A 20168-nucleotide genomic window follows, 5' to 3' on the forward strand; every position below is an offset into this window, starting at 1 on the left:
CGGCACTCCTTAAAGGATGTAGCCGATACCGGCGAGGGCATCGTCACTGTTAATGAGGCTCACGACTTTACGGTGAATGCTGAAGCTGCCCTCGGTACGCACCAACTCGTAGGTCAAATCGGCGCTGTAGAGTTTCAGGCTTTCCTTACGGAACTCACGCACGTTCTGTGCGCAGCGCACTGTCACGTTTACGCCATCGTCGCCCAGTACCCGAAACCGTGACTGCGTGCGCACGGTACGCGGCTGCGGGCTGGTGGAGATCGACTCGCCACCGGTCAGGCGTTGCACCCGCAACTCGCGCATATGATGGTCGTCGTAGGCGTAGTTGAGCGTGTTCTCGAAGTCGGTTTCCTTGGGGTTGATCGGGATGATGTAGGTGCCCTTGGGCGTCCACATCGTCAACCAGGTGGCGTATTCGCCATGGTCGAGCATGTCGCCTTCCTGCCAGATGAAGGCGGTCACTTCGTGCAGCAATTGCAGGTTCATAGGGTTCTCCACGGCTCAGGCCGACATCATCTTTTTCCACTGCTGGTAGGCGGCGCGCATACCTGTTTCGGCACTCACGTCGGACACCAGGCCGTCTTCACTGGCACGCTCGCCCGGCAAGCCGCGGTTGAGCATGATCCACAGCTCATCACCCGCACTTGCGCCCTTCTGCACACGTTCCCAGGCTTCTGAATCGTCCGGTGTGCCGAAGCCCATCGGGCCCTGGAAGTGCTCATGCAAGCGCAGGCGATAACGGTTGGCCGCCGCCGGGCCGCCATCCATGGTAATGACGGAGTGATGAATCTCGGTCTCGGTAACCGAGATCGGTTGCAGCACACGGAAAAACGCCATCGAACAAGCCACGTTGGGGAACAGATTGAGGTTGAAACCGGTACCCCCCACCGCACGAACGATGCGGCGCACCTGCTGCTCTTCGATGCCCTCATCGCGCAGCTCGGCGGCCAGTGCTTCAAAGCGCTCGGGGATCGGCTTGTCCAAGTCGGCTTCCAGATCGACCAGGTCCGGGATCATCACCATCACACTGTGACCGTTGCCCAGATCCTCGACATAACCCGGGCCTTTGACGAAGTCGAATAACGCCAGGGTCTGCTCGTCCACCGACGACAGGAAGCTCTTGTGCACCAGGGGGAAGTGATAGGCATCGGTGGTGTTTTCCAGCTGGATTTTCCAGTTACCCGGAAAGCGGAAGCGATGTTCGCCCGGCACCTTGATGCCATACCCCGCGCCCTGTTTCATAAACAGGTCCATCCATTTTTTCGCTGCGCCGAGATAGTCCTCCAGCGGCTCGATGTCATCCTTGAAAGTGGCGAAGATCATGCCGGCATAGCTTTCGGTGCGCAGGCTGACCAGTGGCAGCTCGGCTTTATCGATGCAATCGCCGTAGCTTTCCGGGTGCGGAATACCGCGCAACGAGCCATCCAGCGCGTAGCCCCAGCCGTGGTACGGGCAGACGAAGCTGTTGGTCTTGCCTTTCTTGTGTTCGCACACAGTGGCGCCACGGTGGCGACAGCGGTTGAGCAGCACGTGCACGTCTTTCTTGCGGTCACGCACCACGATCACCGGCTGCTTGCCGACATAGGTGGTTTTGTAGCTGCCGTTGTCAGGAATCTCGCTTTCGTGGGCGACCCAGATCCAGGTGCTGTAGAAAATCTTCTCCAGCTCGGCGTCGAACAAGTGCGCGTCGGTGTACATCGAGGTGTGGACGCGGTCGGCCTGCACCAGGTGGGCGGGGTCGACGTCAAGGTTTACAGCGGGAATCAGCTTGCTCATGGGAGTGTCCTCGTCGGCATCAAGTACGCTGAATGATCAGCTCGCGCCCAACCCGGGCTTCAACCTTGGTGTAGCGCCACAACTTGTACGGGCCATCGCCCACTGGCGTTGTGCGAAACAGGTTGCAGGCCGCATGCACGGTCTCGATGTCCGGCACGTCGGCCAGCAGGTAGGTGGTCCACGGGAAGCCATCGGAAGGCCCCACCATGCTCTGGTCGTCATCCATGTTGCCCAGCACCTTGACCCCGGCGAGGTCGTGAATACCGTTCCACATCGCGCTGAACGCTGCCCACACCTGTAATTGCTCATCGCGCGCGGCGTCGAAAAAATTCTGGTTGATGCCCATGCAGAACAGCACGCGCAAGGTCTTTTTATCGCTCATTTCATTTCCTCGACGGTTAGAGGTAGCCAGGCAAAGGCTGTTTGCCGAAGAACATGGCTCCGGCGTTTTGATAAGTGATGTCGCCCATGAACGCGTGCTGGGTCACCACTTGGGCATCGTTGACGCAGCGGGCCAGCGGGCTGTCGTTGTACACGCCGCTCATGCCCGAGAGCAGCTGCGCGGTACGCGCCACATCGGCGGCGACACGGGTGGCATGGGTGGACGAAAGCCGCAGCAGGTTGGTCGCGGCCACGGGCACCGTGTCGCCGGCTTGCACGTAATCCCAGGCGCGGTCTATGGACTCGTAGAAGAACGCCCGCGCGGCACGCAGCTCGGCTTCCGCACGGGCAATGTCGACCTGGGCCAGCGGCCGATCGGCAATCGCCGGGGCGCCGGTGACCGAGACACGCCCGCTGGCCATGTCGGCCAGGGCATCCAGTGCCGCGCGGGCGACGCCCAGGCCGACCACCGAGAGCACCTGGGTGGCGAATGACAGTGATGGGTAGCGAAAGAACGCTTCGTCCAGGTTGGGCAGGCCGCCGCGCACGAAGGTCCACTCCTCGGATACCCGCACATTTTCGGCGACCAGGTCATGGCTACCGGTCCCCAGCAGGCCGACGGTGTCCCAGGTTTCGTCGATGCGTATCGCGCTGCGTGGCATCACCGCGATACGCGGCAGGCCGAAGGTGTCACCGTTTTTCGGGGCGATGCCGACACCGACGATATCGGCGCCCAGGGAACCGCTGGAGTACTTCCAGCGGCCATTGACCACAAAGCCACCCTCGACCACTTCAGCCGGTTGCGGCGGGAAGATGCCGCCGGCGAACACTACGTCCGGACCGTTGGCATACACCTTGGCGATGCTCTCGAGCGGCAGTGCCGCGAGGTAGACCGGGCTCATGCCGAAACTGGCGACCCAGCCCGCCGAACCGTCGGCCTGGGCAATACGCTCGATCAACTGGCAGAACTCGGCGGGCGAACATTCCAGGCCACCAAAGCGCTTGGGCACCAGCGCCCGGTAAACGCCGTGCTGTTTGAAGGCCTCGATCACATCCTGCGAAATGTGGCGTTGGCGGTCGAACTCACCGGCTCGGGCACGCTCGCGCACATCGACAAGCAAGGCTTCGAAAGCGGGGCCACTGGCAAGCGAGCTCACCGTATCAACCGCTGGTTTTTTAAGCGAATGCATAGCGTTACTCCGTTGTCAGGAACGGTATTGGACTGGGCAGGAAGTCGGCGTCGAACGGGGACGCGGGGCGGAACGAGGGCGATGGATCGGCATAGTGGTTACCTTTGTTTTTGTGGGTGCCGTTGAGGCGAATCTGAGCCTTATTACGTGAATTGTCAATTGATTTGTGGTGCTTAAAAACGCTACTAATCACGCATTTTTCAACGAAGAAAATAAGTAAAAAACAACTTAACTATTTGTTTTTATTATTAAATTACTCAATTTATCAGTCTCTAATCAGTTGTAAAAAATAAAATTTATTTGCGCTTATATAGTAGAAAAATAGAGCGGCCTCGCCCTAATGCCGATCAGTTAAGCGAACGCAATGCTCAAAGCAACAAAGACCAAATGTGGGAGCGGGCTTGTTCGCGAAAGCGGTGGGCCAGTCAACATCAATGTGTGCTGGGCCGACGTCTTCGCGAGCAAGCCCGCTTCCACACTGGATCTGGGCGATTTTTTTCAGCGCAACGGTCGTGGGAATAGGATTGACGGGGATAATCAGTGAGCGTTATCGCTCACTGTGCGGCAGGCTTGGGAACCGGTAGCTCGGCGTCGCTGTTCCACGCCTGCACCGGCCGGCTGAACAGGTTTTCGGTCTGGAAATGCGCCATGCGCCACTGCCCGTCCTCTTCGGCAAAGCGCACGCTCAGGCGCGCTGCGTTGAGGTGGGAGGCGCCGCTGGCGAAGGTGGATGTCTGCAACATTACCCAACTGCCGACCACGGTATCGTCCTGCACCTCGATCAGCTCACTGGTGAGGAAGTGCACGTTGAGGGCAAAGTGCGCCGGGGTTTTCATGTAGCCGGCGAACATCGCGGCAATGGCTTCGCGCCCGCGATAGCCACCGAAGCTCTGGGCGTACTTGGCGCCCTTGCCCTCCCACACCGCCTCCCTGGTGAACAGGCCGGCCAGTTCGTCGAGCGGCGTGTGGGCGTCCAGGGCGTCACACAACACCATGTAGCGATTCATGCAGGCGCGGGCGCTGTCCTGGATTTCAAAACGGCGCAGACGTTGCTCCAGGTCTGCGCGGGGGATAGTCGGTGCGCTCATCTCAGACCTCATGCCCGGCGTACAGGCGCTCAAGCAGGCGACCGGCGATGGCCAGCAATTGCTCATCCGCGCCTTTGGCCCCCACCAGTTGCAGGCCGACCGGCAGGCCCTCGGCACTGGCCAGCGGGATGCTCAGCGCCGGGTGCCCCGACAGGTTGAACGGGCGTACAAAGGCGGTCATGCCCAGCACGGCCTGGGTGTCGGTCGCCTCGGCCAGGGTCAACGGGAACTCCGGCATGGTCGGCAGCACCAGCACGTCGACTTGCTGCAGCGCCGCATCGACCTCGGCGGTGAAACGCAGGCGTACCTGCTCGGCCTCGGCCAGCGCGGCGGCCGTGGTGTTGCCGGCGGCCGCCAGGCGCGCGGCGATGTCGGCGCCCACCTTGCCGGTTTCCAGCAAGTGCCCGCAGGCATCGAACGTCTCGCGGTTGATCACCACCATGCCCGCGTCATAAGCCGCCTTGAGGCTGGGCAGTGTGAGGGTTTGCGTGGGCAGCCGGCTGTCGGCGAGAGTCGCATCGATCACACGCTGTATCGCCGCGCCGGACTGCACGGCCACAATACCCAGGCGCGGTGCAGCCGGTGCCGGTTCGGGCTTGAAGCTAGTGTCGATCGCCTGCATGGCCGTGACCAGCATCGGCAGGCTCGCGGCAAACGGGCCGACGCAGTCGAGGCTGCTGTGCGTTGGCATTACGCCACGGCGGCTGACCCGCCCGAACGTCGGTTTAAAGCCGAACACCCCACAGCAACAGGCGGGAATGCGCACCGAGCCACCGGTGTCCGTGCCCAGGGAAAAATCCGCCAGCCCGGCGGCCACGGCGGCAGCCGAACCGCTGGAGGAGCCGCCAGGAATACGCCCGGGAAAACGCGGGTTCGGCGCGGTGCCGGTCCAGTGATTGATCCCCGTGGTGCCGAACGCCAGTTCGTGCAGGCTGGTTTTGGCCACCAGGCGGCAGCCCTTGTCCAACAGGGCCTGCACCACATCGGCGTGGGCCGTGGCCGGCGCGGCATTGTCCATTGCCTGGCTTGATGCACGGGTAGGCAGGCCGGCGACATCGATAGTGTCCTTGACCATTACGGTCGGCCCATCGCCGCCAAGGGAAAGCTGTTCAATCACCAGGGTCATGTCACGTCACCTTCAATGCGAATTGCGGAATGGGGGCGCCCGATGCGCCCTTTCCTTTTTTTCACACTCACCGAATATTACGTGAATTGTCAATTATATTTATGCGCCCTGGCCTGCCTGCACGCCTTCAATAACCACGGCCAATAACCGTGCCGATTTCACGAGAAAAGTCTATGATTGCCCGTCTCCTCCGACATGAGCACGCCATGACTTCCGCAAAAAAAACCGCAAACCGCTATGACCCCGCCAGCGAAAACTTTCACAAGGAAGACTTTCCGTTCTATTGGCTGGCCATGGTGCATGGCCGCTACAGCCAGTACATGGAAAAAGCGCTGAAGAAAATCGGCCTGGATATCCCGCGCTGGCGCGTACTGCTGATCCTCAAGGAGAACGGCCAGTCGAGCATTTCCGAGATTTCCACCCATGCGATCGCCAAGTTGTCGACCATCACCAAGACGGTCTATCGCATGAAGGAAGACGGTCTGGTGGATACTGCGCCCTGTGAAGACGACGGCCGGGTCACCCAGGTGCGGATCACCGCCGAGGGCCGCGCGGCGATCGAACGCATCCAGGTGGCGACCAGCGACGTATTCAAACGCAGCTTCACTGGCATGACCGAAGCGCAGATCCAACGCCTGAGCCGCTTGCTCGAGACGGTCTTCGACAACCTCGGCGAACCCTAGGCCTGCCGCGACGCAGCCTGTCGCGCATAACCAACTTCCTGGCAGGCTCGAACAAGCAGCCAAGCGTGCATCCGCTTTTAATGCAGAGGTCTTTCGAGCGCCCAACGGGCGCGACGAACCCTTCATTGGAGCGCCGCCATGCACATTGCCTTATTGCCCTCAGTCATTGCCTTCCTGGGCCGCGACCATTCCAACTTTATCGATGGCGCCGTGCACACCAGCGCGTCGGCGCAGCGCATCGGCATCGTCGACCCGGGCACCGGCAAGATCGTCGCGCAGTTGCGTGACGCCCAGACCGAGGATGTGAATCTGGCCGTCGACAGCGCCGCCACCGCCTTCAAGGGCGCCTGGGCACAGGTCACACCCTATCAGCGCGGGGTCCTGCTCAACCGCCTGGCCGATTTGATCGAGGCCAACGGCGAAGAACTGGCGCAACTGGAAACCGTGAGTTCCGGCAAATCGATCAACCTGTCGCGGCATATCGAAGTGGGCCAGAGCGCGGTGTTCCTGCGTTACTTCGCCGGCTGGGCCACCAAAATCGGCGGCCAGACCATGAGCCCGTCGTTTCCCTCCATGGATGGCGAGCACTACAGCGCCTACACCCTGCGCGAGCCGGTCGGCGTGGTGGCGGCCATTGTGCCGTGGAACTTCTCGTTGATGATCGGCGTGTGGAAACTTGGCGCCGCGCTGACCACCGGCTGTACCGTAGTGCTCAAACCCAGCGAATACACGCCACTGTCCCTGCTGCGCCTGGCGGAACTGGCGATCGAAGCCGGGATTCCGGCTGGCGTGATCAACGTGGTCAACGGCCGTGGCCAAGTCGGGCAGCAGTTGATCGCACACCCACAGGTGCGCAAGGTGTCGTTCACCGGCTCGGTGCCCACCGGCATTGCCGTGGGCAAAGCGGCCATGGGTGCCGACCTGACCCGCGTGACCCTGGAGCTGGGCGGCAAGAACGCCGCCGCGCTGCTGGCCGACGCCAATGTGGATGACGCCGTGGCGCGCTTCGTGCAGTCGGCCTTTGTGCACCAGGGCCAGGTGTGCGCCTCGCCCGAGCGCTTGTTCGTGCACCGTTCCCTCGTCGAGCAAGTGACGCAGAAGATGGCGGCGATGCTGTCGCAGATGGTCATCGGCTCGCCTCTGGATGAGCACGCCCAGTTCGGCCCGCTGTCGAACAAACCGCACTTCGACAAAATCCTCGGCTTTTTTGATCGCGCCCTGCAGAGCAACCAGGTGGCATGCGGCGCACGCGCCGTGGACCGCGCCGGTTACTACGTGGAGCCGACGCTGATCGTAGCCACCGGCAAGGACGACCCGCTGCTGCACGAGGAAACCTTCGGTCCGGTGGTCTGTGTATTGGCGTTCGATGATGAAGAAGAACTGGTCGAGCTGATGAACGACAGCCCGTTCGGCCTTACCGCCAGTCTCTGGACCAACGACCTGTCCAAGGCCTTGCGCCTGATCCCGCAAATCGAAGCGGGTACGGTGTGGGTCAACATGCACACGTTCGTCGACCCCAGCGTACCGTTTGGCGGGATGAAGGCTTCGGGTGTCGGGCGTGAGTTCGGCAGTGCGTTTATCGACGATTACACTGAGCTGAAGTCGGTCATCATCCGCTACTAATACGAAGACGCTTATGAGCCGACCAGATGTTGGCTCTGACGGGACTGATCAAAAGCAGATTGATATCTACCGGATAGATAGAGATCCAAATGTGGGAGCGGGCTTGCTCGCGAATGCGGTGTATCAGTCACCTTACTTATGAACTGACCCCCGCATTCGCGAGCAAGCCCACTCCCATATTTTTGACCTGGTACGGCAAACATTAATCGGTCCGCCGTACTCAACTGGCTGAAAGATCAGAACCGGGTCGAGATCAACACCGCGCTATACACATTGAGTTTGTCATCCCCCAACTGCACGCCGCCATGGTCCGCATCTTTACGCGGGTCGTAGAGACTCAGCATGGGCGACAGCGTGATAGTGGGTGTCACCGACCAGTCCAGGATGAAATCCAACTCACGTCCCGAACTGTCAATGGCGCCACGGGTACGCTGGTTACGAAAATCATAAGCCAGAACGTTCACTGCGAGTGTCTCGTACGGCTGCGCGCGCCAATACACTTGCTGGATCGTGGTATTGGCACCAAAGGGGCCTGCATAGTTGGCGGCAACTTCGCCCTGGAACCAAGTGCCGTAACCACGGCTGAAGCCGTACAGAAGAGAGTCCCAATCGACACCGTATTGACTGAAGCGATACCCCAGTGTCTGCTTTCCCGGCAGGTCGGCAAAGGTCCATGCTGCCTCGACATAACCCGCCTTTGCATTGCCACGCCGAGTGTTTTGCAGAGCAATTTCTGTTGATAGAAAGAGCCCAGGTACACCGGCGTTTCCTGTAGCGCGCAAGCTATACACATCCATGCCATCGCGGTCAGCCTGAATACCGCTCGCGAACTTCCGATCGACCCCGAGTCCATGCAAATACGTCAGGCCAGCCGTCCCGATATCGGCGGTATATTCAAGGGTAGAAAACGCCATCTCGACTTTCGCCTGGATCGGATTGTCCGACTTGAACCAGCCAAGCGAGCCATGCAGCCCCTGCTGCCCACCGAGCTTCAACCAGAACGTCTGGTCGAACGCACGGCGTGGCGTGATGTAATAGCCGCCCCCGCGATTGTAACGGTTGTCTGCAACGCCCCTGCCCGCGCTGATGCCGTCACCGGCAACGAGAAAGCCGTCACCGAGTAGGATTGCCTGCCGGCCGGCGGAGACTTCCACACCGTCTTTGCCAAGCGCCGGAAAAAGATCAGCCGAGCGCCAGCCAGCGAAAGCTTCTTCCCATTTATCGGTGCGCTCGGTGCCATTGGTAAAACCTGCCGCATCACCATCGCCCCACGTCGCCGACGCGGTGCGGTTCACCGTACCGAACGCCGACCCCAGGTCATCGCTGGTCAAACTGCCACTTAAGCCATACTTGATGTAACCCTCCTGCCAGCTGGAATGCCCCGGTGCGCGATTACCCCATTGCTGATAATTTTTCTGGCTATGAAAAACGCCCATGGTGGAGCTCACATCAAGCGACAATGTACGGTCAGGCTCATCGACCAGCACATAGGCCTGCCCGACAGTGCACCAAAGACTCCCCGCGATGCAGACGCAACGCACTATTACATTCGTCAACCCTAGTTTCATGACTTGCGCGCTCCCTGGTGTGCCGCACAGCGGCACACCGTTATTATTATTGTGTTGACCAAGCGTCTGTTACTGAGCGATTGCACCGTTGGCAAACATGTCTGCAACGATGAACCAATTGCCGTGCTCCTTCTTCCAGACAAACAGACTCTTCATCTTGAAGGGAGCGTCGTTGCCCGTCGGAGTCACCTCCCACGTCACCCAGGTGTAGGCGGACTCATCGTTGAGTTGCACCAAGCGGTTGAGATGTATGACGGTGCTCTTGGAGCCCTCCATCAAATGCTGAACCAGGCCAGTAAGCTGCGCCTTGCCCTGATAAAGCTCCGCTACCCCTTCGCCGGTGATCTGGGTCTGCTCGGTGTAGACCTGCTCGACAACTGTCTTGGCATCTTTCTTCGGCCAACTGGCGGAAATGCCGTCCAGCTTGCTCTCAATGATGGTCTGCAACGGTTCGGACGATTGCGCGTGCACGTGGGGAGAGCCGCAGGCCAGAGCAGCCAGAAGCACAAGGGAAGAGGACACTTTGTTGTTCATGGAGCACCCGTTTCAATGAATGGATCAGATCGCTGTAGGCCGGTTTCTAAGCTGGCACACAGAAATTCTGATGCAGTTGGGCGCCGATTGATTGGACGTGCTGGACAGCATTTTGCAAATTATTGCCAGATTGCGCTCAAATCGCGGACAACAAAAAGCCGCGAGGATGCGACACGAAAGCAGTCACATCCGCACGGCTCGTTGAACCCGGACTCAGTGCCCGCGACTTCTGTAGGTGCTCGGTGTCAGCCCCGTCTGCTTTTTGAATGTCTTGGAAAAATGCGCCGAGTCGGCAAATCCCCAATAGCTGGCGATCTCGGTGATCGAACGATGCGCACAAACGGGGTCGCGCAGATCCTGCGCCGCCTTCAATAACCTCTCGCGCAGAATGTACCGGCAAACACTATCGCCACTGGCTTCGAACAGCCTATAGAGCTGGCGGTTGGAAATACCCAACTCTTCGGACAACGACGCCGGCGACAGCCGCGGTGAGTCGAGCCGCTGCAGGATGATCGATTGCACTTCATGCAACTGCCATCCGGGCGAGTGGTCGCTGACGCGGTACTCCAGCACCGACTCAAGCAAGGCAACCAATGCTCGTTGCACGCCGTCGCCATCCTGCGGGCAAGACCACTGAGCCAGCTCGCCTCCAGCAACCTGACGCACCAGCGTACCAAGCAGTTGGCCACAGACTCCCGTGGTCGACAGCTTGCCGAAGCGGGTACGGTCCAGGCCCTTGAACAGCTCACGCGGCAGAGGGATCGACACATGGGAAAACAATCCCTGAGGAGTCATTTTCACCCCCTCGGAAAAGTCGAGTAAAGCGAGGTCACCCGCGCGCAGGTCAACCACCCTGTCCCCCAGCTCAATGGCCATTGACCCCTGCTGTTGTAACACAAGGAAACACCGGCCCGCTGAATCGCGCACGCTGGCCCGACCAGCCTTGGCAATCACGTTGGCATTGCTACGGATGTGCGCAACAGCTGTGCTGCCCATCAGCGTTTGTTTCATTTCCCCGATGAAAAGGCTCTGGCAGTGGTCATAGCGTGTTTCGAAACGACCGCAAACCAGGTTCACACTTTCGTTCCATGCCGACAACGCCTGACCACTCATTGATACTCTCCTAGGGAGACGCCCACTATTAGTGCGTTTTTCACGTGATTTTGGTAACAAAAAAGTCCACTTTTATTGACCAAGCACAGAGCGCGCCAACTCGTGAAAGAATCCACTGGGAGGCCGTTATTTGTCTGCCGCTGCCAAGCCTTTGTGCAAGGGCGCCAGCACATATAGTTTGCAGCCCAAGCCCGATAGCCTGTGGTGTCAACCACCCGCTGCGGAATCCAACACACCATGACTCTCGCATTGAGTATTCAAAACAAGATCGCCTTGCTGGCAAGCGTCTGCCTGGCCGCAATATTGGCACTGGTTGTGGGACTGTCCCTTGAGCAACGCCAAACTAGTGAAGATTTGATGCTCGGCGCGTCGGGTCAGTTGTTGCTCACGGCCGCCCAACGCAACTTGCAGGCCGAAGGTCAATCCCAGGCCCTGACCATCCAACAAGGATTCAGCCAAACGTACGAGTTTGGTCAAGGCCTCAGCCGTCAGGTGATGCACCTGCGTGATCGCGCCGACAAGAGTCCGGCGGCATCCCGCGCACTGAGGAAGGACTTGGCACAGGTACTGCGAAAGGCAATTACCGAACGCCCCGAGTTGCTGGGCCTGTTCGTTGCCTTCGAACCCGACGCTTTGGATGGTCACGATACAGAATTCAAAGGCCAGCAAGCGCTGGCCAGCAACGACAGCGGGCGCTTCTCGATGTACTGGCTGCAGCCCTCGCCCGGCAAGCTGGAAATGATCCCGGGCGATGAACAGCTCTTAGCCAATACCTCGCTAGGCCCCAGTGGCGCGCCGTTCAACACCTTCTTCACCTGCGCCCGCGACCATGCCAAAGCCTGCCTGCTCGACCCTTACGTCGACACTTCAAGCGCGCCAGCGCGGCTGGTCACCACGATTGCCATGCCGCTGATTGAAAACGGCAAAGTCGTGGCAGTGCTGGGAATGGACATCAGCCTGGAGACCTTGCAACGGAATGCTCAAAAAGCCAGCGCCAGTATCTATGACGGCCAGGGCGGCATTTCGATTGTGAGCGCGGCGGGCGTAATCGCCGGTGACAGCCTTCACCCGGAGCAACTGGGCAAGCAGTTGCAAACGATAATTCCCGCACAGGCGGCCGATGCGCTCAAGGCTATGCGCGAAGCGCAGGTGCGCACCCTTGAAAATGATCAACGAATCAGCGTAATCGTGCCGATCCGGCCGTTCGCCGATACAACACCGTGGGGCGTGGTCGTCACCATCAAAAAAGACATATTGGCTGCCCCGGTGGTTAACTTGAAGGACCAGATGCACGCGCAACGCGTTAGAAGCCTGCTGCTTGAACTCGTCCTGGGCATTGCGGCAGCGATACTGGGGGTCGCAATGATGTGGCTGACGGCCCGCAGCGTTACCCGCCCCCTGCTGCGCGTGGCTCGAATGCTGGAGGATATCGCCGATGGCGAAGGCGATCTCACGCGGCGCTTGGCGTACCCGGCCAGGGATGAACTGGGCCGAGTGTGCAACGCCTTCGACCGGTTCCTGGATCAATTGCAACCGGTGATCGCTGCGGTGCAGCGGGCCGTCCATAACGCACGCGAGACGGCCGACCAGTCGGCCCAGGTCTCCAGCCGCACCCATGCCGGCATGCAACAGCAGATTCGCGAGTTCGAACAAATGGCCACCGCCCTGCACGAGATGTCAGCGACGTCGCAGGATGCCGCCCGGAGCGCCGCGCAGGCAGCGGATGCCGCGCGGCATGCCGACCAGGCCACCGGCAATGGGGTGCGCGTGATCGAAAACACGGCCCAGGGCATCCAGGCCCTGGCCACCGGCATGAGCAAAGGCATGGTGCGTCTGCAAGCATTGTCGTCGAGCAGTCAACAGATAGGCACGGTCATGGAAGTCATTCTCTCTATCGCTCGGCAAACCAATCTGCTCGCCCTCAATGCCGCTATCGAAGCCGCGCGGGCCGGTGATGCAGGTCGAGGATTTGCAGTGGTGGCCGATGAAGTCCGAAGCCTCGCCCAGCGCACGCAGGCGTCGGTCGAAGAGATCGGTGTCGTGGTCGAAAACCTGCACAACGGCACCCACGATGTGACGACGGCGATGCAGCAGAGTCATGACCTGGCCCAACAAAATGCCACCGAGGCGCGCCTGGCACTTGACGCGCTGGAACAGATCCGCACGGCGGTCGGCATCATCACCGACATGAACGTACAGATAGCCTGCGCCACGGAAGAACAGAGCAGCGTCGCCGAAGAGATCAATCGCAACGTCGAAGCGGTGCGCGACGTCACGGCCTCGCTTTCGACCCAGGCCGAACGCTCGGCGAACATCAGCCAGCAACTGAACGAACTGGCCACCGAGCAACAAGCGCTAGTGCAGAAGTTCAAGACCTGAGTGCACGGCCGGCCCCCTTTCCATCACCCAGGATGCACCCATGTTTAAGATCGCTTTACTGACGTTAGCCCTGACATGCACACCTGTACTTGCCGAGACGAATATGAATTCAAAAACAGATGAAACCGCATTTGCGGCGCTGATGCACAAGGAAGTCACCAACCGAGCCACGGCTCGCTACGCCATCGAAGCCATTCTGAATCGGGATCAGCCGCAGGCGGCCAGGCAATTCTGGAGTAGCTATCAGGCGCTTGAAACGTTGAATGAGGAGATCTACGCAGTACCGGCCACACAATTGCGTGTAGAGCCCAACCGCTTCAGCGCATGGCTCAAAGGCCAGTCAGCGGCTTTGTACTACTGGCTGGCGCCCAAGCGCATGATCAAGACCATGGCGCAGGCCACCGGGGAGTATTACAAAGAGCTGAATTCCGATGCCGCGCAGGTGCCTGCACGGCATGAGAGTTTCTATCAGTATGTGTTGCACCAGGAAAATGTCCAGGTTGAAGCGTTTGCCCTGGCAAACAAGGATGATTACGCCACCGCCAGCGAACGCCTGGCGGCGTTCGTCAACGCTCAACGCAACAATGCGGTGCGCGCTGAATAACAGCTTGTCACCTGACTTACAGTCTGGACATGACTGCGGTGTCTGAATCCCTGGCGCGATTGAACGCCAGTTGAGCCTTCAACACCGCAGCACCATAGATGGCCAGAACCGACACCGAACAGGCTCCAGAGAACACCAATACCGCTGAATATCCAAACGCCTCAATCAAGAACCCACCGATCGCCGGCCCAAATGCCGCTCCGAGAGACAGGCACAGCGCACCCAGCGCGACAAGCTTGCCCGAAAGATCGAATTCGGCCATGACGCCAAAGGTATAAGCCAGCACGAAGCTGATCGAAAACAGAAAGCAGATAACCCCTACGACATAGGTCGTCAGAGAGGCGAACTGCGCCAACGCCACCAGGCCCAGCAACTCCGCGAGGATAATTACCGCCACCGGCATGAAGCGCCCCACCTTGAGGCCGATCGCCGATGCGATGAAACCGCCGCCTGCATTGATCAAAAAGCCCAGCGCCAGCACCATCCCGATGGTATCGGAGGTCAGCCCGGTCTTTTTCCCCATCAGTTCGAGGAACGCCCACACCGACATGATGCCGGTCAGGAAAACCAGGCTGGCCACCAGACTCAACCATACGATGGCGCGACTCTCGGTGCTGGCAATCTGCACAGCAGCGTCGGATGCGTCCAATTGGCGCTCGCTACGGCGCGGCACCCATGGCAGCGGCAGAATGCCCATCACCACCATGGCAAGGGCGATGGTGATCAACATGCCTTCAAAGCCCCACACCGGCGCCACCGCAACCGGTAGCAGGATGAGCAGGAAGGCGCCCGGTACCGTCTCGATACCCAGCTTGAAACCAAACGCACGTTCAGGCTGAGAGCTGTCACCGAAAATCGTCATGGCCAACGCATACAACGCGCCTGTCCCAGCGCCCGCCAAAGCCATGATCACCAACAGCATTTCATAAGAAGGCTCGCGCAGGACAAACAACACCGCGCCCACCACCAGCGCCGACGAAAGCGCCGAAATAACTCGCCAGCTAAGCCGGTGAATCCATAGCAATGACGCCAGCCCGAACGCGCCAAACCCAAGATTCATGGCCATCGCGAGATTACCCAGCTGGTGTTCGCCAAGCCCGAATCGCTCGGCAAACGCCCCAAACAGCACGGGTAGAACGTTCAATAACAGTGCGCCCGCCCCCGAGACAAGCCCTGCACACAGGTAGACGGAGGTTTTATCGATCGGATTTTTTTTTGTAGTTTTCATTCAGGTATCCCGGCTTGATAAACAGAATCGGACGTATGCTTAACGACGGCCTACACGGTAGGCATTGAGTTGGCGAGAAACCTTGCCCAGGGAGCACAGCACGGCCCTGAAGCGGTCCTTGCCGAAAATACGCTTGCGCGGAATCGAACTCATCGCGTCCCAGGCCGGCGAGCCGCCGCTCATGCCGTCGGCGATGACTCTGGCGATCACCTGGCTGGGCGTGACTCCGAACCCGGAATAGCCCTGCACATAGAACACATTTGAATGCTCATCCAACGTGCCGACCTGCGGAAAGAGGTTCAACGAGCAATCCATCGGGCCTCCCCATGCCAAATCGATTTTGGTAGTGGCAAGGTAGGGAAACAGCCTCAGCATCTTTTTGTGGTTCCACGCCTTCAGGTCCAGCGGGACATACTCAAGCAGCATGCCGGCGGTGCCGTACATCAGCCGGTTATCCGCCGTGATCCGGTAATAATCGATGATCGGCGTGATATCGCTGAAGGCACCACGGATCGGGCTGATGCGCTCGATCATTTCGTTGGTCAGCGGCTCGGTGACCGTATTGAACGCGTAGACGTTGATGGTGGACTTGTCGAGTGACCGGTCCAGCTTGTTGAGAAACGCCCCGCATGCAAACAGCAGCTTGTTAGCCTTGACCGAACCTTTCGCCGTGCGCACGGTGATTTTGGGCCCATAGTTCACTTCAAGCACAGGTGACTGCTCGAAAATCCTGCCTTCATGAATTTCGGTAAAGGCCTGCGCCTGCCCCAGCAGCAGGTTCAGCGAATGGATATGCCCATTGCCCATATGCTTGAGCGCGCAGGTATAGATATCGGCCCCGACAATACTGCGTACCTCTGAACCTTCCAGGTAAGCGATTTCCTGATCCGGGTTCAGGCTCTGGAAGTCTTTGGCCCAGGACTGCAAGAGCTTGCCCTGACGTTTGTTGAACCCCATGTAACCGTAACCGTGGCGGAAGTCAGCCTGGATGTCATACCGAGCGATGCGCTGCCTGATCAGGCTCGCGCCCAGGTCGCTGATCTCGAAGATTGCCTTGAGTCCCTCGGGGCCGACGTCCTTTTCGATGTTCTCCAGATCATGGCCGATGCCCGCCATGACGTGGCCTCCATTACGACCCGAACCGCCGAAGCCCAGGTAATTGGCTTCCAGCACCACCACGTTGGTGATGCCCCGCTCGGCCAGTTCCAGCGCGGTGTTGATACCCGAAAAACCGCCCCCGATGATCACGACCTCAGCCTCGATATCTGCTTCGAGGTCCCGATAGTGCAGGTCGTATTTTCGGGTCATGGTGTAGTACGAAGAAGGGTTTTCCAGAGACAGCGACATACCAGCCTACCTTTTTATTATCAGGGCCTATCACGTCTACAGTGTGGAACGGATTGGCTTGACTGGCATGTCCAATATTGCCGAATTCTTGGTCAGGGCTGACACTCATTCGCACGTTGACTCAAGCCTGCATGGCGACCGCCCGGGCAGGCATGCGAAGGATCGCACCATAAGCAAGCAACGAGCCCAACCCGCAACACCCCACCACCAGGCACATTGGCCAGGCGGTGCCATCAGCCAAGTGGCTGACCCACAGACTGGCCAGCGCCCCGGTGGCGAATTGCACCGAAACTCCCAAGGCCACGCTCGCGCCGGCCTGGCGTGGAAACAGCGTCATCAGACTCGCCATGCAATTGGCGCCGATCAAACCAGTCACGCCCATGTACAGCACCATGCAACACACGATGCTCGCCAGCCCGCCCCATTCGGTAGCCCCGACCAGCATCAGCGCCAGCCCTGCCCCGCTCGCCAGCACCGCGCCTACCCCGAGCATGCGTTGCGGGCCGAAACGGCCCACCCAGCGTGCGTTGATAAAGGTCACCAGGATGATGCCGAGGATATTCAGGGCGAACAATGCGCTGAACACCCGCGGCGAGACGCCGAAGTACACGACGTACACAAAAGGCGACGCGGTGATAAAGGCGAACATGCCGCCAAACGCCAGGGCCATGCACAGGATCAGTGCCACCGCCTTCGGTTGCCGGGCGATGGCAAGGTAGGCCGCGAACGCCGCCTGCACGGACGCACCGCGCTGCTGCACGGGCAAACTTTCCTTCAGGGTCAAAGCGACCAGCAGCAGGCACAGGCTGGACAGAATGAACAACGCGGCGAAGATCGTGCGCCAGCCCTGGATCAGCACCAGCCAGGTGCCGATCATCGGCGCGACCAGTGTCGCCATCATGGTCAGCACGTGCATCCACGACAGCACTCTGGCGGCCTCCACCAGGCCGACAAGGTCCCTGGCAACGGCGCGAGCCAGCACCAGCGCGCCCGCGCCCCCCAGCGCCTGGAAAAAGCGCCAGGCAATCAGTTGTTCGACACTGCCGGCAAACAGACAACCCAGGGTCGCCGCCACGTACAACACCAGGCTGCCGAGCAGCAACGGGCGCCGGCCATAGCGGTCGGACAACGGGCCGTAGCACAGCATGCCCAGGCACAGTCCGGCGAGAAACGCGCTGATGGTGTGCTGCACTTGCGCGGTGCTGGTCGACAGGTCCTCGGCGATTTGCGGGAAGCTGGGCAGGTAAGTGTCAATCGAAAACGGCCCGAAGGCCGTCAGTGATGAGAGCAATACAATCAGGCGTGCTCGCGGTTTCATTGGCTGGGGATCGCGAGGCTGTCAAGGAACGCGATGACCAGCCGGTTGAACGTCTCGCTCTGATCGTCATGCACGTAGTGGCTTGCGTCCGCGACTTCGGCGGTGCGCACCTGCGCATTACTGTCGCGCATGGCTTGCAACGTCGTCGCCGGCAAGAAATCCGAGCGCGCGCCGCGGATGAACAGGGTCGGGCAATCCAGGGCGCGCACCGCTGGCCACAGGTCGGTCGGCTCGATACTCAGGCGCGCCTCGGCAATGCCTTGCTGATCGTGGCGCCAGGTGATAGCGCCGGCGCTTGCTTTCATCGAATGGGCCAGCCGGGAGGCCAGGCCCTGCTCCGACAAGCCAGGGCGTGACATTTGCCAGAACGCGCGTGCGGCCTCCCAATTGTCGAATTGCAATGGGGTCTGGTTCATCTCGCGGCGAATGCGTGCGGCGCCGTCACCCTGGCTCGAAGAACCGGGACCGATGTCTTCAATGATCAGGCCCAGCAGGCGGCCCGGGTTTTGCCGTGCGTATTCCAATGCGTTGGCGCCGCCCAGCGAGTGCCCCAGCAAGACGAAATGCCGCAGGCCGGCGTGGCTGACAAAATCCTCCAAGTCCTCGACATAGGACTGCGTGTGGTAGCTGGCGGGCGGTGCCCAGTCGCTCAGGCCGCGACCACGCTGGTCCAGGGCGTAGACGCACCAAACAGGGTCGAGCGCCTCGACCAGTGATTCCCAGGTCTGCGCGTAGGCACGCAAACCGTGCAGCAGGACCAGAGGCACGCCGTTGGGGTTGCCCCAGCGTAGAACATGCAGGTTCAGGCCTGCGCGATTGGTGAAGAAACTGCTGTGTGGGTGCATAGCGTTGCTCCGCGCCTGCAGTGGCATGGGTTGGGGCCGGGTTAGAAACGATCGAAGCGATACGGGCTCGGATCGATGATCGGGGTGTGCCCACTGACAATATCAGCCGCCAACTGTCCCGCCGCCGGCGATGTGCCGAAGCCGTGCCCGGAGAAACCGGTGGCCACGCTCAGGCCGGGGATTTGCGCGACCGCGCCGATCACCGGGTTGGAATCCGGGGTCACATCGATCGTACCGGCCCAGGCTTGGGCGATCCTCGCTTGCTCGAATACCGGCCAGGCCGCGATGAGATTGTTCATCGCATCGTTATTGAGCTGCGGGTTGGCGGCCGGGTCCTGCACGCGCACCCGTTCGAACGGGCTCAGACTGTCAGCCGACCAACGCCGTGACAACGCGAGATCTTTGAAAAAGTACTTGCCCAGCGACACATTCAACACGCTGCGCTGCGCACGGAACTGAGGCATGTATTGCTTGGCCAGCAACAGGTGGTCCAAGGTCAGGAAGGCGTCCAGCTTGCCGCGCTGGGTAATGATGAAGCCGCCGTCCTTGTGTTTGCGAAAGGAAAAATCCGGCGCGCCCACGGCTATTTCGGTGGGGCCTTGCATCGGCTGGGTACGCAACACCGAACAGGTCAAGGCCAGGGTCGGCAATGACACGCCGAGGTTGCCCAGGAAGCGCCGCGACCACATGCCACCGGCCAGCAACACCTGATCGCAGCGGATCTCGCCTTTTTCAGTGACCACGCCGCTGACCTTGCCGGCGGACCTCTGCAACGTACGCACCGCGCACTGTTCGATGATCACCACGCCCAGGGCCATGGCGGCCTTGGCAATCGCACTGCTGGCCAGGGTCGGCTCGGCGCGCGCATCGGACGGCGTATAGATACCGCCGGCCCACGCCTGCGCGCCGCCCGGTACCCGCTGCGCGATCTCGTGATTGCTCAGCAACCGCGAGTCCAGGGACAGGTGTTCGACCGATTTGAGCCAGCTTTCATGCATCGCCATTTGCGCTTCGTTGCGCGCGACGAACATGATGCCCTCTTGCCGGTAGCCCACATCCGCGCCAACCCGTTCGGGCATTTGCGCCCACAAGCGGTCTGCGGCCAGGGCCAACGGGATATCGTGGGCATGACGGCTGGTCTTGCGCACCCAGCCCAGGTTGCGGGAGGACTGTTCGCCGGCGATACGGCCTTTTTCCAGCACCACCACCGGGATGTTGCGTTCGGCCAGAGTCAGAGCGGCCGTCAGGCCGATGATCCCGCCGCCAATGATGACGACGGACGTAGCGGTGGGGAACTGGGTGGACGTATTCACGGGCGCAATAGTCGGGGCCATGATCAATACTCGCAAAACAATAAAGGTCGGC

18 protein-coding genes and 1 pseudogene are annotated in these 20168 nt (G+C 60.2%); 5 read left to right on the forward strand and 14 right to left on the reverse strand.

From position 1 onward, the window contains the following. Positions 1-9: 9 nt before the first annotated feature. From LVW35_RS14570 to LVW35_RS14595, 6 genes are all read right to left on the reverse strand, one after another. Complete coding sequence (locus LVW35_RS14570; RefSeq protein ID WP_233890792.1) at positions 10-486, reverse strand: aromatic-ring-hydroxylating dioxygenase subunit beta; 477 nt, start codon at positions 484-486, stop codon at positions 10-12. Positions 487-501: 15 nt separating this feature from the next. Then, positions 502-1776: an aromatic ring-hydroxylating oxygenase subunit alpha gene (locus tag LVW35_RS14575; protein ID WP_233890793.1), complete on the reverse strand. Its 1275-nt coding sequence runs from the start codon at positions 1774-1776 to the stop codon at positions 502-504. Positions 1777-1795: 19 nt separating this feature from the next. Continuing rightward, positions 1796-2158 carry a hypothetical protein gene (locus LVW35_RS14580; protein ID WP_003232696.1) on the reverse strand — a complete coding sequence of 121 codons (363 nt, stop codon included), beginning with the start codon at positions 2156-2158 and terminating at the stop codon, positions 1796-1798. Between the two features lie 16 nt (positions 2159-2174). Next, positions 2175-3347: an indole-3-acetate monooxygenase gene (gene iacA, locus LVW35_RS14585; RefSeq protein ID WP_233890794.1), complete on the reverse strand. Its 1173-nt coding sequence runs from the start codon at positions 3345-3347 to the stop codon at positions 2175-2177. Positions 3348-3901: 554 nt separating this feature from the next. Then, the gene (locus LVW35_RS14590; protein ID WP_233890795.1) at positions 3902-4435 is read right to left on the reverse strand and encodes a nuclear transport factor 2 family protein; all 534 of its coding nucleotides are present in this window, start codon (positions 4433-4435) and stop codon (positions 3902-3904) included. Between the two features lies 1 nt (position 4436). After that, positions 4437-5561 (reverse strand): amidase, encoded by a 1125-nt coding sequence (locus tag LVW35_RS14595; protein WP_233890796.1) that lies wholly within the window; start codon positions 5559-5561, stop codon positions 4437-4439. 206 nt (positions 5562-5767) lie between these two features. Here LVW35_RS14595 and LVW35_RS14600 point away from each other — a divergent pair, with 206 nt between their 5' ends. Together LVW35_RS14600 and LVW35_RS14605 are read left to right on the forward strand one after the other, a co-directional pair. Continuing rightward, complete coding sequence (locus LVW35_RS14600) at positions 5768-6244, forward strand: MarR family winged helix-turn-helix transcriptional regulator (RefSeq protein WP_233890797.1); 477 nt, start codon at positions 5768-5770, stop codon at positions 6242-6244. Positions 6245-6382: 138 nt separating this feature from the next. Beyond that, positions 6383-7867, forward strand: a complete 1485-nt coding sequence (locus tag LVW35_RS14605) for an aldehyde dehydrogenase family protein (protein ID WP_233890798.1) — start codon at positions 6383-6385, stop codon at positions 7865-7867. Between the two features lie 236 nt (positions 7868-8103). Here LVW35_RS14605 and LVW35_RS14610 read toward each other — a convergent pair whose 3' ends face one another. The 3 genes from LVW35_RS14610 to feaR all read right to left on the reverse strand — a co-directional run bounded on the left by LVW35_RS14610 (position 8104) and on the right by feaR (position 11082). After that, positions 8104-9435 carry an alginate export family protein gene (locus tag LVW35_RS14610; protein WP_233890799.1) on the reverse strand — a complete coding sequence of 444 codons (1332 nt, stop codon included), beginning with the start codon at positions 9433-9435 and terminating at the stop codon, positions 8104-8106. 69 nt (positions 9436-9504) lie between these two features. After that, complete coding sequence (locus LVW35_RS14615) at positions 9505-9969, reverse strand: nuclear transport factor 2 family protein (RefSeq protein ID WP_233890800.1); 465 nt, start codon at positions 9967-9969, stop codon at positions 9505-9507. 213 nt (positions 9970-10182) lie between these two features. Continuing rightward, the gene (gene feaR / locus LVW35_RS14620) at positions 10183-11082 is read right to left on the reverse strand and encodes a transcriptional regulator FeaR (RefSeq protein ID WP_233890801.1); all 900 of its coding nucleotides are present in this window, start codon (positions 11080-11082) and stop codon (positions 10183-10185) included. A gap of 495 nt (positions 11083-11577) precedes the next feature. Between feaR and LVW35_RS29190 the strand changes: the two are divergent. From LVW35_RS29190 to LVW35_RS14630, 3 genes and pseudogenes are all read left to right on the forward strand, one after another. Next, positions 11578-12603 (forward strand): annotated as a pseudogene (locus LVW35_RS29190) (HAMP domain-containing protein); the annotation flags it as partial. Between the two features lie 132 nt (positions 12604-12735). Further along, the gene (locus LVW35_RS29195; RefSeq protein WP_442799683.1) at positions 12736-13461 is read left to right on the forward strand and encodes a methyl-accepting chemotaxis protein; all 726 of its coding nucleotides are present in this window, start codon (positions 12736-12738) and stop codon (positions 13459-13461) included. A 103-nt stretch (positions 13462-13564) separates the two neighbouring features. Then, positions 13565-14065 carry a hypothetical protein gene (locus LVW35_RS14630; protein WP_233890803.1) on the forward strand — a complete coding sequence of 167 codons (501 nt, stop codon included), beginning with the start codon at positions 13565-13567 and terminating at the stop codon, positions 14063-14065. A 16-nt stretch (positions 14066-14081) separates the two neighbouring features. On the opposite strand, the gene LVW35_RS14635 is transcribed toward LVW35_RS14630, so the two are convergent. From LVW35_RS14635 to LVW35_RS14655, 5 genes are all read right to left on the reverse strand, one after another. Further along, complete coding sequence (locus tag LVW35_RS14635; protein ID WP_233890804.1) at positions 14082-15293, reverse strand: MFS transporter; 1212 nt, start codon at positions 15291-15293, stop codon at positions 14082-14084. A 39-nt stretch (positions 15294-15332) separates the two neighbouring features. Next, a complete protein-coding gene (locus tag LVW35_RS14640; protein WP_233890805.1) occupies positions 15333-16640 on the reverse strand; it encodes an NAD(P)/FAD-dependent oxidoreductase in 1308 nt (435 codons plus the stop codon). 121 nt (positions 16641-16761) lie between these two features. Then, entirely contained in the window at positions 16762-17958 is a 1197-nt protein-coding gene (locus tag LVW35_RS14645) for a multidrug effflux MFS transporter (RefSeq protein WP_233890806.1), read from the reverse strand. Then, entirely contained in the window at positions 17955-18803 is an 849-nt protein-coding gene (locus tag LVW35_RS14650; RefSeq protein WP_233890807.1) for an alpha/beta fold hydrolase, read from the reverse strand. The genes LVW35_RS14645 and LVW35_RS14650 overlap by 4 nt, the downstream gene beginning before the upstream one ends. Positions 18804-18844: 41 nt before the next feature. After that, positions 18845-20137 carry an NAD(P)/FAD-dependent oxidoreductase gene (locus LVW35_RS14655; protein WP_233890808.1) on the reverse strand — a complete coding sequence of 431 codons (1293 nt, stop codon included), beginning with the start codon at positions 20135-20137 and terminating at the stop codon, positions 18845-18847. Positions 20138-20168: the final 31 nt, after the last annotated feature.

The sequence above is a fragment of the Pseudomonas sp. HN11 genome (genome assembly GCF_021390155.1).
Taxonomy (GTDB): domain Bacteria; phylum Pseudomonadota; class Gammaproteobacteria; order Pseudomonadales; family Pseudomonadaceae; genus Aquipseudomonas.

What these genes read in the sequence shown, in the direction of transcription:
- LVW35_RS14570 (WP_233890792.1), bottom strand. Translation starts at nt 486, where the DNA reads ATGAACCTGCAATTGCTGCACGAAGTGACCGCCTTCATCTGGCAGGAA.
- LVW35_RS14575 (WP_233890793.1), bottom strand. Translation starts at nt 1,776, where the DNA reads ATGAGCAAGCTGATTCCCGCTGTAAACCTTGACGTCGACCCCGCCCAC.
- LVW35_RS14580 (WP_003232696.1), bottom strand. Translation starts at nt 2,158, where the DNA reads ATGAGCGATAAAAAGACCTTGCGCGTGCTGTTCTGCATGGGCATCAAC.
- iacA (WP_233890794.1), bottom strand. Translation starts at nt 3,347, where the DNA reads ATGCATTCGCTTAAAAAACCAGCGGTTGATACGGTGAGCTCGCTTGCC.
- LVW35_RS14590 (WP_233890795.1), bottom strand. Translation starts at nt 4,435, where the DNA reads ATGAGCGCACCGACTATCCCCCGCGCAGACCTGGAGCAACGTCTGCGC.
- LVW35_RS14595 (WP_233890796.1), bottom strand. Translation starts at nt 5,561, where the DNA reads ATGACCCTGGTGATTGAACAGCTTTCCCTTGGCGGCGATGGGCCGACC.
- LVW35_RS14600 (WP_233890797.1), top strand. Translation starts at nt 5,768, where the DNA reads ATGACTTCCGCAAAAAAAACCGCAAACCGCTATGACCCCGCCAGCGAA.
- LVW35_RS14605 (WP_233890798.1), top strand. Translation starts at nt 6,383, where the DNA reads ATGCACATTGCCTTATTGCCCTCAGTCATTGCCTTCCTGGGCCGCGAC.
- LVW35_RS14610 (WP_233890799.1), bottom strand. Translation starts at nt 9,435, where the DNA reads ATGAAACTAGGGTTGACGAATGTAATAGTGCGTTGCGTCTGCATCGCG.
- LVW35_RS14615 (WP_233890800.1), bottom strand. Translation starts at nt 9,969, where the DNA reads ATGAACAACAAAGTGTCCTCTTCCCTTGTGCTTCTGGCTGCTCTGGCC.
- feaR (WP_233890801.1), bottom strand. Translation starts at nt 11,082, where the DNA reads ATGAGTGGTCAGGCGTTGTCGGCATGGAACGAAAGTGTGAACCTGGTT.
- LVW35_RS29195 (WP_442799683.1), top strand. Translation starts at nt 12,736, where the DNA reads ATGGCCACCGCCCTGCACGAGATGTCAGCGACGTCGCAGGATGCCGCC.
- LVW35_RS14630 (WP_233890803.1), top strand. Translation starts at nt 13,565, where the DNA reads ATGAATTCAAAAACAGATGAAACCGCATTTGCGGCGCTGATGCACAAG.
- LVW35_RS14635 (WP_233890804.1), bottom strand. Translation starts at nt 15,293, where the DNA reads ATGAAAACTACAAAAAAAAATCCGATCGATAAAACCTCCGTCTACCTG.
- LVW35_RS14640 (WP_233890805.1), bottom strand. Translation starts at nt 16,640, where the DNA reads ATGTCGCTGTCTCTGGAAAACCCTTCTTCGTACTACACCATGACCCGA.
- LVW35_RS14645 (WP_233890806.1), bottom strand. Translation starts at nt 17,958, where the DNA reads ATGAAACCGCGAGCACGCCTGATTGTATTGCTCTCATCACTGACGGCC.
- LVW35_RS14650 (WP_233890807.1), bottom strand. Translation starts at nt 18,803, where the DNA reads ATGCACCCACACAGCAGTTTCTTCACCAATCGCGCAGGCCTGAACCTG.
- LVW35_RS14655 (WP_233890808.1), bottom strand. Translation starts at nt 20,137, where the DNA reads ATGGCCCCGACTATTGCGCCCGTGAATACGTCCACCCAGTTCCCCACC.